Source organism: Bifidobacterium miconis (genome assembly GCF_019331735.1).
Taxonomy (GTDB): domain Bacteria; phylum Actinomycetota; class Actinomycetes; order Actinomycetales; family Bifidobacteriaceae; genus Bifidobacterium; species Bifidobacterium miconis.
In genome coordinates this window covers 90,066-104,744 of sequence record NZ_JAHBBH010000002.1, presented here as the reverse complement: position 1 = coordinate 104,744, position 14,679 = coordinate 90,066, and the positions used below count along the sequence as shown (strand labels likewise).

General features: G+C 66.5%; 14 protein-coding genes. 13 read left to right on the top strand and 1 reads right to left on the bottom strand.

The window, feature by feature from the left end:
* Positions 1–70 precede the first annotated feature (70 nt).
* The 11 genes from glmM to KIH79_RS01215 all read left to right on the top strand — a co-directional run bounded on the left by glmM (position 71) and on the right by KIH79_RS01215 (position 11,615).
* Positions 71–1,459, top strand: a complete 1,389-nt coding sequence (gene glmM / locus KIH79_RS01265; RefSeq protein ID WP_033493023.1) for a phosphoglucosamine mutase — start codon at positions 71–73, stop codon at positions 1,457–1,459.
* Between the two features lie 57 nt (positions 1,460–1,516).
* Positions 1,517–2,170 (top strand): peptide deformylase, encoded by a 654-nt coding sequence (locus KIH79_RS01260; RefSeq protein WP_219057717.1) that lies wholly within the window; start codon positions 1,517–1,519, stop codon positions 2,168–2,170.
* Between the two features lie 101 nt (positions 2,171–2,271).
* Positions 2,272–3,672 (top strand): PolC-type DNA polymerase III domain-containing protein, encoded by a 1,401-nt coding sequence (locus KIH79_RS01255; protein ID WP_219057767.1) that lies wholly within the window; start codon positions 2,272–2,274, stop codon positions 3,670–3,672.
* Between the two features lie 168 nt (positions 3,673–3,840).
* Positions 3,841–5,469 carry an ABC transporter substrate-binding protein gene (locus KIH79_RS01250; RefSeq protein WP_219057716.1) on the top strand — a complete coding sequence of 543 codons (1,629 nt, stop codon included), beginning with the start codon at positions 3,841–3,843 and terminating at the stop codon, positions 5,467–5,469.
* Between the two features lie 235 nt (positions 5,470–5,704).
* A complete protein-coding gene (locus tag KIH79_RS01245) occupies positions 5,705–6,682 on the top strand; it encodes an ABC transporter permease (RefSeq protein WP_219057715.1) in 978 nt (325 codons plus the stop codon).
* Between the two features lie 14 nt (positions 6,683–6,696).
* The gene (locus tag KIH79_RS01240; protein ID WP_219057766.1) at positions 6,697–7,521 is read left to right on the top strand and encodes an ABC transporter permease; all 825 of its coding nucleotides are present in this window, start codon (positions 6,697–6,699) and stop codon (positions 7,519–7,521) included.
* 1 nt (position 7,522) lies between these two features.
* Positions 7,523–8,410, top strand: a complete 888-nt coding sequence (locus KIH79_RS01235; protein ID WP_219057714.1) for an ATP-binding cassette domain-containing protein — start codon at positions 7,523–7,525, stop codon at positions 8,408–8,410.
* An 8-nt stretch (positions 8,411–8,418) separates the two neighbouring features.
* Entirely contained in the window at positions 8,419–9,177 is a 759-nt protein-coding gene (locus tag KIH79_RS01230) for an ABC transporter ATP-binding protein (RefSeq protein ID WP_420829335.1), read from the top strand.
* Between the two features lie 121 nt (positions 9,178–9,298).
* Entirely contained in the window at positions 9,299–9,667 is a 369-nt protein-coding gene (locus tag KIH79_RS01225) for a GntR family transcriptional regulator (protein ID WP_219057713.1), read from the top strand.
* Entirely contained in the window at positions 9,664–10,668 is a 1,005-nt protein-coding gene (locus tag KIH79_RS01220; RefSeq protein WP_219057712.1) for an ATP-binding cassette domain-containing protein, read from the top strand. Before KIH79_RS01225 ends, KIH79_RS01220 begins: the two co-directional genes overlap by 4 nt.
* A 5-nt stretch (positions 10,669–10,673) precedes the next feature.
* Positions 10,674–11,615, top strand: coding sequence for a hypothetical protein (locus tag KIH79_RS01215; protein ID WP_219057711.1), 942 nt, complete (start codon positions 10,674–10,676; stop codon positions 11,613–11,615).
* 24 nt (positions 11,616–11,639) lie between these two features.
* On the opposite strand, the gene KIH79_RS01210 is transcribed toward KIH79_RS01215, so the two are convergent.
* Complete coding sequence (locus KIH79_RS01210) at positions 11,640–12,689, bottom strand: D-2-hydroxyacid dehydrogenase family protein (RefSeq protein ID WP_219057710.1); 1,050 nt, start codon at positions 12,687–12,689, stop codon at positions 11,640–11,642.
* A gap of 125 nt (positions 12,690–12,814) precedes the next feature.
* On the opposite strand from KIH79_RS01210, the gene rpoZ reads away from it, so the two are divergent.
* Positions 12,815–13,099, top strand: a complete 285-nt coding sequence (gene rpoZ, locus KIH79_RS01205) for a DNA-directed RNA polymerase subunit omega (RefSeq protein WP_033493015.1) — start codon at positions 12,815–12,817, stop codon at positions 13,097–13,099.
* 323 nt (positions 13,100–13,422) lie between these two features.
* A complete protein-coding gene (metK, locus tag KIH79_RS01200; protein ID WP_219057709.1) occupies positions 13,423–14,646 on the top strand; it encodes a methionine adenosyltransferase in 1,224 nt (407 codons plus the stop codon).
* The last annotated feature ends 33 nt before the right edge of the window (positions 14,647–14,679 follow it).

Here is a 14,679-nt window from a genome sequence, read left to right as displayed (position 1 = left end):
TGACTCGGCCGCCCCGGATGGGTACGATGGTCACGGTAAACGACCACTCATGGGTAGAGGAAGTATCGACATGCCGAAGATGTTTGGAACCGATGGTGTACGAGGATTGGCCAACCGCGACCTGACCGCAAGGCTCGCGCTCGATCTGGGCGACGCTGCCGTGCGCGTGCTCGGCAAGGCCGGCGCCCGCGACGAGAACCAGCCGGAGGGGCGCCGTCGCGCGCTCGTGGGCCGCGACACCCGCGTCTCCGGCGACTTCCTCGCCTCCGCGCTGTCCGCGGGCATGTCCGCCGGCGGCTTCGACGTGATCGACGCGGGCATCATCCCGACCCCGGGCGTCGCCTACCTGACCAGCGTGCTCAACGTCGAAATGGGCGCGGTCATCTCCGCCTCCCACAACCCGATGCCCGACAACGGCATCAAGTTCTTCGCGCGCGGCGGCTTCAAGCTGCCCGATGCCAAGGAGGACGAGATCGAAGCCGTGCTCGGCCAGGACTGGGAGCGCCCCACCGGCGCCGGCGTCGGCCGCGTCAGCCACGACACGGTGACCGCCACCAACCTGTACATCGACCATCTGGTCTCCACCATCGCCCCGCTCAACCCGGACAAGACCCAGCCCAAGCCGCTCAAGGGCCTCAAGATCGTGGCCGACTGCGCCAACGGCGCCACCTCCGTGGTCGCCCCCGAGGCGCTGCGCCGCGCCGGCGCCGAGGTCATGGTCATCAACGCCTCGCCGGACGGTTACAACATCAACAAGCACGCCGGCTCCACGCACCCCGAGCAGCTGCAGGCCATGGTCAAGGCCACCGACGCGGTGATGGGCGTCGCGTTCGACGGCGACGCCGACCGCTGCCTCGCGGTGGACGAGGACGGCAACATGGTCAACGGCGATCAGATCATGGGCATCCTCGCGCGCGCCAAGAAGGAGGCCGGCAAGCTCGCCGACAACACGCTCGTCGTGACCGTCATGAGCAACCTCGGCCTCAAGCTCGCCCTGCGCGACATGGGCATCAAGACCGTGCAGACCGCGGTCGGCGACCGCTACGTGCTCGAGGAGATGCTGCGCGGCGGCTACACGCTCGGCGGCGAACAGTCCGGCCACGTCATCAACCGCGAATTCGCCACCACCGGCGACGGCACGCTCACCGCGCTCACCCTGTGCAACGAGGTCGTCCGCTCCGGCAAGAGCTTGAAGCAGCTCGCCGCCGACTTCCCGCAGTTGCCGCAGACGCTCGTCAACGTGCCGAACGTCGACAAGATGGCCGCCACCACGAATGCCAAGGTGCAGGCCGCCGTCGAACGCGAGGAGAAACTGCTCGGCGACACCGGCCGCGTGCTGCTGCGCCCCTCCGGCACCGAGCCGCTCGTGCGCGTCATGGCCGAGGCCGCCACGCAGGAGCAGGCCGACGAGGTCTGCGCCCGCCTCGCCAAGGTCGTCGCCGACGAGCTCGCCCTGTAACCGGCCTCAGTCGCAACCATCCGCTCCCGCATACGGACCACAAGGAACATCACGAACATGTTTGGAAAGAACGCCAAAGTCGACATCGAATTCAACCGCGCCGTCGAACAGCTCATCAAAACCGGCGGCAAGGAGCGCATCCTGCCGATCGTGCAGGCCGGCGAGCCCGTCCTGCGCCAGGAAACCATGCCGTACGCCGGCCAGCTGAGCCGCAAGACGCTCGACAAGCTCATCGACACCATGCACACCACCATGCTCGAGGCACCCGGCGTCGGCCTCGCGGCCACGCAGATCGGCCTCGGCCTCGCACTCGCCGTCGTCGAGGACCATGTACGCGACGACGAGGACGATCCGCGCGAAATCGCCGAATTCCCGTTCCACGTCATCATCAACCCCAGCTACGAGCCGATCGGTGAGGAAACCCGCAGCTTCTACGAGGGCTGCCTGAGCTTCGACGGCTATCAGGCCGTGCGCAAGCGCTGGCTCGACATCACCGCCCGCTGGCAGGACGAGGACGGCAAGCGCCACGAAGAACACCTGCACGGCTGGCCGGCCCGCATCTTCCAGCACGAAACCGACCACCTGAGCGGCGAACTGTACATCGACAAGGCGGAAATCCGGTCGCTCGCCACCACCGAAAACCTCGAGGACCTGTGGGCCGAGAATCCGGTGCCCACCGAGGCAGCCGAAGAGCTCGGATTCGACCTGTGAGCGTCACCGCGAACGCAGCAGACGCCGCGAACACGCCGGCCGCGACGGAGACGCCTGCGGCCGGCCTTGCCTGGCTTGAATCAGCCAAGGACGACATCGGCATGTGGTCCGCCGCCATGCCGAAGGACGCCGACGGCCATGCGATCGACTGGAACTGGGTGCGCACGCTCGACCTCGCCGGCGGCGTCAGCTGCGCGTCGGACGCCGACCTCGAAGCAGGCGCCGCATCCGATCCGCACGATCTGATCGCACGCGACTACGCCGTACGCGACCGGCTCGAACCGATCATCGCGCAGTGCAGCACCGCGTTCATGACCGACTTCGACCGCATCATCGCGTCCTATCGACTGCCGCGCGCGCTCGCCTACGCGAACCGTCGTCTCAACGACGAGCTCGCGCTGCTCATCGCACGCGGCGTCGCCGAAGGCCGATGGACCGTGACCGAGGAACGCCGTCGCCGCGCCACCGTGCCCGTTCTGCACGCCACGGACGGCAACGACGCGGCGCTCGCCGACATTCAGGATCGCAGCGCCGACGTCGCCAACGCGCGCGCCGACCGTCGCGGCCGGCAGCGCGAACAGGAGCGGGCCGGACGACGCGACATGATGCGCGCCAATCTGGGCAGCGCCACGTCGCAGGCCGGATCGGCGATGCTGTTCGGCGACGACAAGCCGACGCGATCGGCAACGTCGCAGTCGTCGCAGCCGGAGAAATCGGCTCAGGACGTCGCGAACGCGCGCCTGCGCGACTATCGCAGGCCCGACTGGCGCGACGCCTACCTGCCCGGGCGCGACGTCGACGCCGTCATGGGCATCGACATCGAAACCACCGGCATCGACCCGGCCCGCGTGTACGTCATCGACGTCGGCTTCGAATTCATGAACATGAACTCGCCCTCGCCGGCGCAAACGAGCGCCTACCAATACGAGCAGGACTACTACGAGGCCGGCGACGCCTACGGCCAGTCCCGGCTCGCATTCGGCGTGCCCGCCCGCGCCGCCCGCCTCGGCAACGAGTTCATCCGCGAGCTCACCGGCATCGACGTGCGTGAACGCGGCCCCGAAAGCGGCCTGCGGCTGTTCGACGAATGGCCCGCCGCCCAGCAGGGGCTCCTGCGCCGGCTCGAGGCGCAGCCGTACGTGGCCCACAACGCCGCGTTCGAGCACGGCTTCTTCATGCTCAACGTGGCCGGATACGCGGAAAGCTACCGCGCCGGCAACATCACCATCATCGACACCATGCCGATGAGCAAGCGCTGGGATCCCGGCTCCGCGCCCAGCGAGGAGCATCCGTACGGCGACAACAAGCTCGACTCGTACGCCAAACGGCAGGGCGCGCTCGACGCCGAACACCACGAACGCCATCTCGGACTCGAGGACGCGCACGTCATGCTCGTCGCGATGAAGCACCATCTCGGCGTGCTGCGCGCCGAAGGACGAGGGCCATGGGGATCGGACGGCAAAGGCGGCGTCGGCGGCAAACGCTGCGGGCGGCGATGGTGACGTAACGGCCACGGTGCGCGGGCCACGGTGCAGGCCACGGCGCGCGGCAATCGGCGGCAACGTCGACGCGCGCTCCACACGGACATGCCTATAATGACGAACGGCGGTCGACCCGTATGGGCGGCCAGCCGTTTTGTCATATAGAGCGATAATTTCAGAGGAAGAACCATGTCAGACAACAATGGTGCGCACGGACAGTCCGGCGCAACCACGGACAGCAGTCTCGAAGGTCGTGCCAAGACGCAGAAGAACGGCCCCAAGTGGTGGCTGGGAGCCGTCATCGGCGTGATCGTCGCGATCGCGATCATCGTCGGCGTCAACCTCGCCAAGCCGAACGCCGGCGCACAGGGCGGCAACCCGTCCACCGTCGAAACCGGCGGCAACGCGGCCGACATCGTCACCATCGGCCTCAAACTCGCGCCGACCAACCTCGACATCCGCAACACGTCCGGCTCCGCGCTCGACCAGGTGCTCATCGGCAACGTGTACGAAGGACTCGTCGCACGCGACGGAAACAACCAGGTCGTGCCGTCCATCGCGAAAAGCTGGGAGGAAAGCAAGGACGGCCTGACCTACACGTTCCATCTCAACGACAACATGACGTTCTCCAACGGCGACGCGCTCACCGCCGAAGACGTCGCATGGTCCATCAACCAGCTCATCAAGAACCAGTACCACGACGCCGACAGCCTCAGCATGGTCAAGTCCGTCGCCGCCGACGACGACAAGAACACCGTGACCATCACGCTGAAGACCGCTAACTCGAACCTCCTGTGGACGCTCACCGGCCGCCCCGGCCTCGTCTTCGACAAGGACGCCACGTACGACGCGAAAACCGAGGCGATCGGCTCCGGCCCGTACACCGTCGCCAAGTTCGTCGCCAACGATTCGATCACGCTCAAGGCCAATCCGAGGTACTGGGGCTCGCACAAAGCCAAGACCGCAACCGTCGTCGTCAAGTACCTCGCCGACGACAACGCGGCCGTGAACGCGCTCAAATCCGGCGACGTGCAGGTGCTCGCGCCCATCACCGAAAACCTCGCCGAACCGTTCACCTCCGACAGCGAGCACTACACGGTCAAGGCCGGCGACGACACTGACAAATACGTGATGGCGTTCAACTCCAAGGGCAAGAACACGTCCGACAAGCGCGTGCGCCAGGCCATCCGCTACGCCATCAATCACGAGGAGCTCATCGCCTCGCGCGGCGGCGCCGACAAGGCGCTCGGCGGCCCCATCCCGTCCCTCGACCCCGGTTACGAGGACCTGACCGGCCTCTACCCGCACGACGAGGCCAAGGCCAAGGCGCTCATGCAGGAGGCCGGCTACAGCACTGACAAGCCGCTGAAGCTCACCCTCACCTACGCGAACATCTACGGCACCGAACTCGGCGACCAGCTGCGCTCGCAGCTCGCCAAGATCGGCATCGACCTGAAGGTCAACGTGGTCGAATTCTCCACGTGGCTGCAGGACGTGTACACGAACAAGGACTACGACATCTCGCTCGTCGACCACAACGAAAGCCACGACTTCTACCAGTGGGCCGACCCGACCTACTACTACAACTACGACAACAAGGAAGTCCAGCGGCTGTACGCGCAGGCCATCGCCGCCACGTCCGACGACCAGCGCGACGAACTGCTCGCCAAGGCCGCCAAGATCGTCTCCGAAGACGCGCCGGCCGACTGGCTGTTCAACTACCGCGTCACCACCGCATGGGCGAACGGCGTTTCTGGCTTCCCGGTCAACCTCAACCAGACCCTCCTGCCCCTCTACAACGTCACCTACACGAAGTAGCGGGGACATTATCAGTGTGATCTGATGTCCGCATGGGATCGGGATGTCCTATTCCCGACACGCTCCGGGCTGAGCCGTTAAACGGACAGTCCAGTGGACTGTCCGTAGGCGAAGTGAGCAGCTATGCTGCGAAGAACACACGTAGTGTGTTGGGCCAAGTCATACGGTCGGAAACAGGACATCCCGATCCCACGCTCGTTATGCCGTTATGTTGCGTTTGCTGTGAAGGAATGCCATGAGATTCATAGTTCGGCGATTGCTGCTGTTCGTGGCGGCGCTGTTCGGGGTGTCCGTCGTCGTGTTCGCGGCGCTCAGGATCCTGCCGGGCGACGTCGCGTCCGTGATGGCCGGACTCAACTCGCCGGCGTCGCGCGTCGAGGCGCTGCGCGAGCAGTTCGGACTGAACCGGCCGCTCGTCGTCCAGTACGCCGACTGGGCGGAAGGACTGCTGCGCGGCGACTTCGGCACGTCGATCCTGACCGGACGGTCCGTCACGTCGCTCATCGCCGCACGCGCGTCGATCACGTTCCCGTTGATCGTGCTCGGACTGCTCGTCGCGATCATGATCGGCGTGCCGCTCGGCGTCGCGGCGACGCTCGCGCGATCGGACGCCGCGCGCACCGCGTTCCACGTCGCCGGACTGATCGGCGGTGCGATCCCCGCGTTGTGGGGCGGGCTCCTGCTCATCCTGCTGTTCGCGCGCGGCACCGGACTGATCGGCCTGTTTCCTTCGCAGGGCTTCCCGCTTGACGGATGGGCCGCGCCTGGACAGGCCGTCTGGTCGCTCATCCTGCCGGCACTCACCGTCGGCATCATCGTCGGCGCGTCGCTCATGCGCTACACGCGCTCCGCGCTCGGCGACATCGCCGGATCGGGGCGCATCGACATGGCCATGGCATGCGGCATGACGCGCGCGCAGGCCGTGACCGGCGTCGGCCTGCGGCTCGCCATGCCGCAGCTCGTCTCCGTCATCGGCCTCACGTTCGCGGAGATGATCACCGGCGTCATGGTTATCGAAAACCTGTTCGCACTGCCCGGCATCGGCTCCGGACTCGTCACCGACGTCGGCAACCGCGACCTGATCGCCGTGCAAAGCGAACTGTTCATGCTCGCCGCGTTCTTCCTGCTCGTCGGCCTTATCGTCGACCTGCTGCACCGCGCGCTCGACCCGCGGCTGGCCACGGCCGCGGACGCTACGGAGGTGATCGCATGATTGTTCTTCGTTCCATGTGGCGGCGCAGCGAAGGCAAGTTTGCGCTCGTCGTGCTCGGCCTGTGGCTGTTCGTCGCGCTCGTCTCCTTGTTTTGGACGCCGCAGCCGCTGCTCGCCACCGACGGCTACCACGTGTGGGCCAAACCGTCCGCCGCGCACTGGCTCGGCACCGACGGCACCGGCGCGGACGTGCTCAGCTGGCTCATGGCCGGCTCGCGCACCAACCTGCTCATCGTCGTCCTCACCGTCCTGTTCGCCGGCGCGTTCGGACTGCTGCTCGTCGCCGCGATGGTCGCGCGCAAGTCGGCGCTCGCCGGCGCGAGCGTGGTCGTCATCGACGCGCTCATCTCGATCCCGACCGTGCTGCTCGCGCTCATCCTCGCCGTGCCGCTCGGTGCGTCCATCACCGTGATCGTCGTCGCCTGCGGATTCGGATACGGGCTGAATCTGGCGCGCGTCGCCCGCCCGGCCGCACTGCTCGCCGCGCGATCGTCGTACGTCGAATCGGCGCTCGCGGCCGGCGCGTCAGGCTGGTGGACGTTCGTGCGGCATATCGTGCCGAACACGCTGCCCGTGCTGCTCGTGCAGCTGTCGCTGTCCGCGGGCACCGCCGTGCTGGCCGAAAGCGGGCTCACATATCTGGGCATCGGCGTGCCGAGCGGCGTGCCGAGCTGGGGGCATTCGCTCGCCACGTCGGTCAAGTTCATCAACGTGTATCCGCTGACCGTCCTGTGGCCGGGTCTGATCGTCACGATTGTGGTCGTGGCGCTCAACGTGTTCGGCGACGTGCTGCGCGACGCGGCCGACCCACTGTCCAATCCCGAGTTGCGGAGGAGCTGACATGAGCGTTGAGGTGCGGGGACTGCACGTGACGATCGGCGGGAAGGCGATCGTGCGCGGCGTTGATCTGGGCGTCGCCGACGGGGAGCGCGTCGGACTGGTCGGCTCGTCGGGGTCGGGCAAGTCGATGATGTCGCGCGCGATCATGGGACTGTTGCCGGCGAACGCGCGCGTGTCCGGGTCGATCATGGTCGGCGACCGGCAGGTCGTCGGCGCGCCTGACGCTGCGCTGGCCGATCTGCGCGGACGATACATGGGCATGGTGTTCCAGAATCCCGGCTCGTCGCTCAATCCGGTGATGACGGTCGCGCGGCAGGTCGCGTTGCCGTTGCGTCTGCACTACGACCTGACGAAAACGGAACGGCTTGACCGCGTGCGCGCGATGATCGCCAAGGTCGGCCTGCCGGACGACGTGCTCGGCAAGTACCCGCATCAGCTGTCCGGCGGCCAGCAGCAGCGCGTCGGCATCGCGACCGCGCTGATCACGTCGCCGCGGTTCATCATCGCCGACGAACCGACCACCGCGCTCGATTCGATCGTCCAACGTCAGATCGTCGACCTGCTCGTCTCGCTCGTCGACGACGCGGGCGCGTCCATGCTGTTCATCACGCACGATTTCGCCGTGCTCGCCCGCGCCACCACCCGCTGCTACGTGCTCGACGACGGCGCGATCGCCGATTTCGGCGACACCGCCGCGCTACTCAAGCACCCGACCACGCCCGAAGCCGCCAATCTCGTCTCCGCCGCCCGCACCCTCTCCCTGAACGCTTCTACTCTCGTTGCCGGCAACGGCGACAAAGCCGGCGGAGCCTCGGCCCTCTCGGCTGAGGGGGCCGGCTCGCGAGGCGAGACCGGGGGAGCGCACACTCAACCACCTCAGCATCAGTGAGTACCGTCATGCCCGCCACATCCATGTCACATGCCCCGTTGCTCTCCGCCCGCAACGTCAACAAGTCCTTCGGGCGCCGCGCCGACCGCCGTCAGGTGCTCTTCGACGTGTCCGCCGACGTGTTCCCGGGCGAATGCCTCGCCGTCATCGGCGGCTCCGGATCCGGCAAATCCACGCTGACTCGCATCATGCTCGGTCTTGAAACCGCTGATTCGGGCACGGTCGCGTATGCGGGCGACGACATCCGCCGCGAATCCGGACTCGTGTTCCAGGATCCGTTCTCGTCGCTCGACCCGCGCTGGCGCGTGGGACGGTCCGTCGCCGAACCGCTGCGCATCCAGCGGCGCGACCTGTCCCGGGACGAGATCGACGCCCGCGCGGCCGCCGCGTTGCGCACGGTCGGACTCGACCCGGCCGTGTTCCTCGGCCGGTATCCGATCGACCTGTCGGGCGGGCAGGCGCAGCGCGTCGCCATCGCGCGCGCGATCGTCAACGAGCCGCGCGTCATCCTCGCCGACGAGCCGATGAGCGCCATCGACGTGGCCGCGCGCATCCAGATCCTCGACGCCTTCGCCGCCATCCGTGAAACACGACGTGAAACGGCTTTGGTGATGGTGTCGCACGATCTGGGTGTGGTGCGGCACATCGCAGACCGCATCCTCGTCCTCCACGACGGCCGGGTCGAAGAGTGCGGCTCCACCGACGCCGTGCTTGGCAATCCGCAATCCGCCTACACGCGCGAACTCATCGCTGCCGCCTCGCTGTAAGTCAACCGGTCCGGCGGCGAACGCCCCCGTGCGCCGCTCTTGACAGCAGCGGCGTCTTGGTTATATGGTTAGTTACATAAGTAATGAACCAATAAAGTAGCGGGAGACAAGGAGGGGATGCGTGCATTTCGACGATTCCAGCGGGGAACCGCTGTTCCGGCAGGTGGCGAACCAGCTGGGCGAGGCAATCGTCGCGGGAACCTACCGGGAGGGCGACCAGGTGCCCAGCACCACGGAAATCTCCACGGCATACCGCATCAACCCGGCCACCGTGCTCAAGGGCATGAACCTGCTCGTCGAACAGGGGTTGCTCGAAAAGCGCAGGGGACTGGGCATGTTCGTCACCGCGGGCGCGCAGCGACGCGCCAAAGACGCCCGGCGTGAGGCGTTCCTCGCCGAAAGCGTCCCCCGATTCATCGACGAGGCCAAGCGACTCGGCATCGCCGCCGACGAACTCGCCGCCATCATCACGAAAGGCTACCGATCATGAGCCTGACCATCACCAACCTCACCAAAACGTACGGCGCCGGCGTCAACGCGGGCGCGCGCCCCGCGCTCGACCGCGTCAGCCTCGCCCTGCAGCCGGCCATCTACGGCCTGTTCGGCCGCAACGGCGCCGGTAAGTCCACGCTCATGTCGCTCATCGCCAACCGGCTGCTGCCCACCTCTGGCACGGTCATGCTTGACGGCACCAACGTGCGGGACAACGAAGCCGCGCAGGGGCGCATCTATCTCGCCAACGAAACGCGGCCGTTCCTGTGGCCGGTGCGCCTCGGCACGATCTTCCGCCGCGAAGAACGCTACTACGGCGGGTTCGACCACGGATTCGCCGCGCGCATGCTCGCCGCATTCGGCGTCGAACCGGGCAAGGCGTACGGCAACCTGTCGCTCGGTCAGCGTCACATCGTGCAGCTGGTTGCCGCACTGTGCGTGCCGGTCGATGTGCTGCTGCTCGACGAACCGGTGCTCGGACTCGACGCGGCCAACCGCGAACTGTTCTACCGCTTCTTGCTCGAAACGTACGCCAGCCGGCCGCACGTCATTGTCGTCTCCACGCACCTCATCGACGAAATCGCGCACGTGATCGAACGCGCGATCATCCTCGACCACGGCTGCGTCGCGGACGAATTCGCCGCCGAATCGGTCGGTTCTCGCGCCACCGTGCTCGTCGGCGACTCGAACGCGGTCGGCGACTTTGTCGACGAAGCGGGGCTGAGCGTCCTCGCGCGCGAAAGCATGGGAAAGCTGTCCGGCGTCACCGTGCGCGGTGCGATCGCGGCGGACGACCTGCCCGAAGGCATCGTCGCCAGCGGCCTGGGCCTGCAGGACTACGTCATCAGGTCGACCGGCGGCGCGGCGGACGGCGCCGGCGAGACCGAATCAGCATCGTCTTCACGCGGCGCCGCGAACGGAACCGCGAACAAAACCACGAACGCAACCGCGCGCGACGCCGCATGCGACGCCGCAGCCGCGACGGACGAGAAGGAGTAACGATCATGGTCAGACAGCAATCCCATGTCAGCCGGCAGTTCATCGCCATGGCCAAGCGCTGCGCGATCCTGTACGCGGTGATGCTCGCCGCACCGCTGGCGACGCTCGGCATCTCCGCGTATGCCGTGTACGCGCAGCTGTCCACATGGGACGGGGTGAGCGCTGGCCCCGTCTTCGTGGATGTCGAAGCGCGCATGTTCCCGTTCCTGTTTCTGGTCGGCGTGGTCTGGTTCGTTGGATTCTTCGACGTGGAACTGTGCCACGGCGTTTCGCGCCGATCGTTCGTGAACGCGGCCATGATCGCGAACGTGGCGATTTCCGCCGCATCGACGCTTGCATTGATGCCGATGCTGTATGCAGGCGTTTCGTTGGCTCGGCTCCAATTCACGTCGCCAACGCAGTGGGATGCCCTGCTGGAGTCGCCGTTGGGCGTGCTGGCCTACATGCGGGCGCTGCGTTCGGAGCGGTTTCTGTATGCGGGCGCGACATGCCCGTTGAAATGGTCCGGTCTTGCGTGTTCCTCCGACCCGGTTCGGGACGCGCTCGATGTCGACTGGCTGTACATGTCGATGAAAATGTTCTCGCTGATGCTGATCGTCGCCTCGCTGGGCATGCTGGTCGGCGTGCTGGTCGCGTGGGTGTTCAACGGCGGCGTGATGCGCTGGACGGGCGGCTCGATCCTGCTCATCGCGGCGGTCGCGCTGTACACCGTGCTCAATCCGTGGTGGTACAACGGCGACCTGTACGACGGCGCGTTGCCGAAGTCGCTGTACTGGATCCACAATCTGCTGTCCGGCAGCGTGATACGTACTGAGGGGACGCGGCGGATCGTCTTGTATCAGGCGTGGATTCCGTTCGTATGCGCGGTTCTGGTGTTCGCGCTGTGCGCGTTCACGGTGGACCGGATGACGCTGCGGCGCGAGATCCGGCCCGCGCGCCGTGCGTGACCGGACCGGGTCTCGGGTATCGCGTCAGTTGGCAACGTTGAAGTCGCCGCCGGCGAAGAACGAGCGGATCGACTGGACGACCTGACGGGTGAGGCCCACGTACGCCTCGTCGTTGCGCCATGCGACGTGCGGCGTGAGGACGATGCCCGGCACCCGCCGCAGCGGGTCGTCCAGCGGCAGCGGCTCGCGCTCGTACACGTCGAGCGCCGCACGGACGTCGCCGCGCAGCAGCCGCGCGGTCAGCGCGCCCGGTTCGACGATCTCGGCGCGGGCCGTGTTCAGGAACAGCGTTCCCGGACGCATCCGGTCCAGCTCGCGGATCGTGACGATGCCCGCCGTCTCCGCAAGCAGCGGCAGATGCAGGCTCACGATGTCCGAGCGCTCCATGAGGTCTCCCATGTCGTCGATCAGGTCCACGCCGAGTCCGGCCGCGGCCATCGGATCGACATGCGAATTCCAGACGGCCACCTTCATGCCGAATCCGTTCGCGATGCGAGCCACGGCCTGTCCGATGCCGCCGAAGCCGACCAGGCCGATCGTCTTGCCGTGCAGCGCGTAGCCGTCCGCGCCTGTCCAGTCGCCGGCCCGCACCTCGGCGTTCAGACGGCCGACCTCGCGGGCCAGCTCCAGCAGCAGCGCGAATGTGTGCTCCGCCACCGCGTGATCGCCGTAATGCACGATGTTGCACACGCGCACGCCATGCTCGCGCGTGCGGGCCAGATCGATGTAGCTGGCGACGCCCGTGCCGCCGAACGCGAAGCAGCGCACATGGCCCGGCCCGCCGTTGAACCCGCAGAATCGGTCGAGCATCGCGTCGGGAACGTGGAATCCGATCACCATCACCGCGTCCGCGTCGGCCGAGCGCGCGAGGATCGTCTCCTCGTCCATCGTGCAGTCCGTGTACATGCGCACGCGCGCCACGTCGCGCAGCAACGGCAGATTGGCGCGGAACGATTCGATCATCGAGGCGATGACCGACGGCATCACCGCCAGCGGCAGGTCGGTGCGGTCCGGCTGCGTTTCGATGACGGCGGGAACGGCGGAGGATGCGGGGGAGGGTTCGTGTTCGCTCATGCCCCTTACCCTAGACCGGTTTCGTGTCATGCTGGTCCCGCATGTCCGCGTGTTGAGGGGTTACGCTATACTAACAAAGTTGGAATAGCTGTAACGCTCATGTTGATGATTTGGAGAACAACACTATGGCTTTTGGCACCGATCCCCGTCCGCAGGGACTTGCGAATCCGCCGATCGACGATCTGATGGAGCACGCCGATTCCAAGTACGCGCTGGCGATCTTCGCCGCCAAGCGCGCCCGCCAGATCAACTCCTACTTCACGCAGCTCAACGAGGGCTTGCTGCAGAACGTCGGCCCGCTGGTCGAATACCAGAATCAGGAGAAGCCGCTGTCCATCGCGTTCCGCGAAATCAACGAGGGCCTGCTCGAGGAAACCCTCGGCGAGGACGATCTGAGCGAAGGCAACTGATCGCCGGCCGGCCATGTCGTCCGCGGAGTCGGCGGAAGCCGATGGATCGATAGACAGTTGACGGGCAAGAGTCGAAAATTTTACCGTATACGCCCCATTGGTACGTCGTGCGAGAAACAAACTCCCACGAAACAGTGCCGGTGGGGCGTATTATGTTGAGCTAATGGCGGGCGATGCAGTACGCGATGGTCATTTCTGCCGATGAAACCGGTGCAACGAAGGTTGCCGACCACGCGGATGCCGGCCAATGGCAGCAATTCGATTCGTCGTGGCCGCGGGCGGATGCGGATGGGGAACAGTCGCGGCATAAAGAAGGTGCGCGTATGGAGCGTCGTTTGATTTCGGCCGAATCGGTGACCGAAGGCCATCCCGACAAGATCTGCGACCAGATTTCGGATGCGATTCTGGACGACCTGCTGCGGCAGGACATCCATTCGCACGTCGCCGTGGAAACCGTGGCCGGCGTCGGCCAGTTCCTCATCTTCGGCGAGGTGAACAGCGAGGGCTACTGCGAGGTCCAGCACGTCATGCGCGACGTGGTGCGCCGCATCGGCTACACGAGCAGCGAGGTCGGCCTTGACGCCGACTCGTGCGGCGTGCTCGTCTCCATCACCGGCCAGAGCGCGGAGATCAATCAGGGCGTCTCCCGTCTGAGCCACGAGCAGGAGTCCGAAGCGTCTCGCGAGGAGCGCTACGAGGCGCAGGGCGCCGGCGATCAGGGTGTGATGTTCGGCTACGCGACCGACGAGACCGACGTGATGATGCCGCTGCCGATCCATCTTGCGCACCGTCTCGCCTACCGTCTGGCCCAGGTGCGCAAGAGCGGCGAGGTCGCCCACCTGCGCCCGGACGGCAAGACCCAGGTCACCATCGAATACGACGAGAATGACCGTGCCGTGCGTCTCGACACGGTGCTCATCTCCACGCAGCACGATCCCGAAGCCACGCACGACTGGCTCGAGGCGCAGCTGGTCGAGCACGTCATCAAGCCGGTGCTCGACGAGGTGCTCGGCGACAAGGTCGAGCACGACGACTACCGCGTGCTCGTCAACCCGACCGGTTCGTTCGTGCTCGGCGGTCCGGCCGCCGATTCGGGCCTGACCGGCCGCAAGATCATCGTCGACACGTACGGCGGCGCCGCCCACCACGGCGGCGGCGCGTTCAGCGGCAAGGACCCGAGCAAGGTCGACCGTTCCGCCGCGTACGCCGCGCGCTGGGTCGCCAAGAACATCGTGGCCGCGGGACTCGCGCACAAAGTCGAGGTGCAGGTCGCGTACGCGATCGGCGTGGCCGACCCGGTGTCCGTGAACGTCGAGACGTACGGCACCGAAATCGGCGGCGTGACCCGCGAGCAGATCCAGAAGGCCGTGCGCGAGGTGTTCGACCTGCGTCCGGCCGCGATCATCGACGAGCTCGACCTGCTGCGCCCGATCTACTCGAAGACCGCCGCGTACGGCCACTTCGGCCGCGAGGACAAGGACTTCACCTGGGAGCGCACCGACAAGGTCGACGCGCTCAAGGACGCGATCGAAGCTCAGGCCGCGTGACGCACCGTCAGTCGGCGAACCGGAGCCGGATGA

What these genes read in the sequence shown, in the direction of transcription:
- glmM (WP_033493023.1), top strand. Translation starts at nt 71, where the DNA reads ATGCCGAAGATGTTTGGAACCGATGGTGTACGAGGATTGGCCAACCGC.
- KIH79_RS01260 (WP_219057717.1), top strand. Translation starts at nt 1,517, where the DNA reads ATGTTTGGAAAGAACGCCAAAGTCGACATCGAATTCAACCGCGCCGTC.
- KIH79_RS01255 (WP_219057767.1), top strand. Translation starts at nt 2,272, where the DNA reads ATGTGGTCCGCCGCCATGCCGAAGGACGCCGACGGCCATGCGATCGAC.
- KIH79_RS01250 (WP_219057716.1), top strand. Translation starts at nt 3,841, where the DNA reads ATGTCAGACAACAATGGTGCGCACGGACAGTCCGGCGCAACCACGGAC.
- KIH79_RS01245 (WP_219057715.1), top strand. Translation starts at nt 5,705, where the DNA reads ATGAGATTCATAGTTCGGCGATTGCTGCTGTTCGTGGCGGCGCTGTTC.
- KIH79_RS01240 (WP_219057766.1), top strand. Translation starts at nt 6,697, where the DNA reads ATGTGGCGGCGCAGCGAAGGCAAGTTTGCGCTCGTCGTGCTCGGCCTG.
- KIH79_RS01235 (WP_219057714.1), top strand. Translation starts at nt 7,523, where the DNA reads ATGAGCGTTGAGGTGCGGGGACTGCACGTGACGATCGGCGGGAAGGCG.
- KIH79_RS01230 (WP_420829335.1), top strand. Translation starts at nt 8,419, where the DNA reads ATGCCCGCCACATCCATGTCACATGCCCCGTTGCTCTCCGCCCGCAAC.
- KIH79_RS01220 (WP_219057712.1), top strand. Translation starts at nt 9,664, where the DNA reads ATGAGCCTGACCATCACCAACCTCACCAAAACGTACGGCGCCGGCGTC.
- KIH79_RS01215 (WP_219057711.1), top strand. Translation starts at nt 10,674, where the DNA reads ATGGTCAGACAGCAATCCCATGTCAGCCGGCAGTTCATCGCCATGGCC.
- KIH79_RS01210 (WP_219057710.1), bottom strand. Translation starts at nt 12,689, where the DNA reads ATGAGCGAACACGAACCCTCCCCCGCATCCTCCGCCGTTCCCGCCGTC.
- rpoZ (WP_033493015.1), top strand. Translation starts at nt 12,815, where the DNA reads ATGGCTTTTGGCACCGATCCCCGTCCGCAGGGACTTGCGAATCCGCCG.
- metK (WP_219057709.1), top strand. Translation starts at nt 13,423, where the DNA reads ATGGAGCGTCGTTTGATTTCGGCCGAATCGGTGACCGAAGGCCATCCC.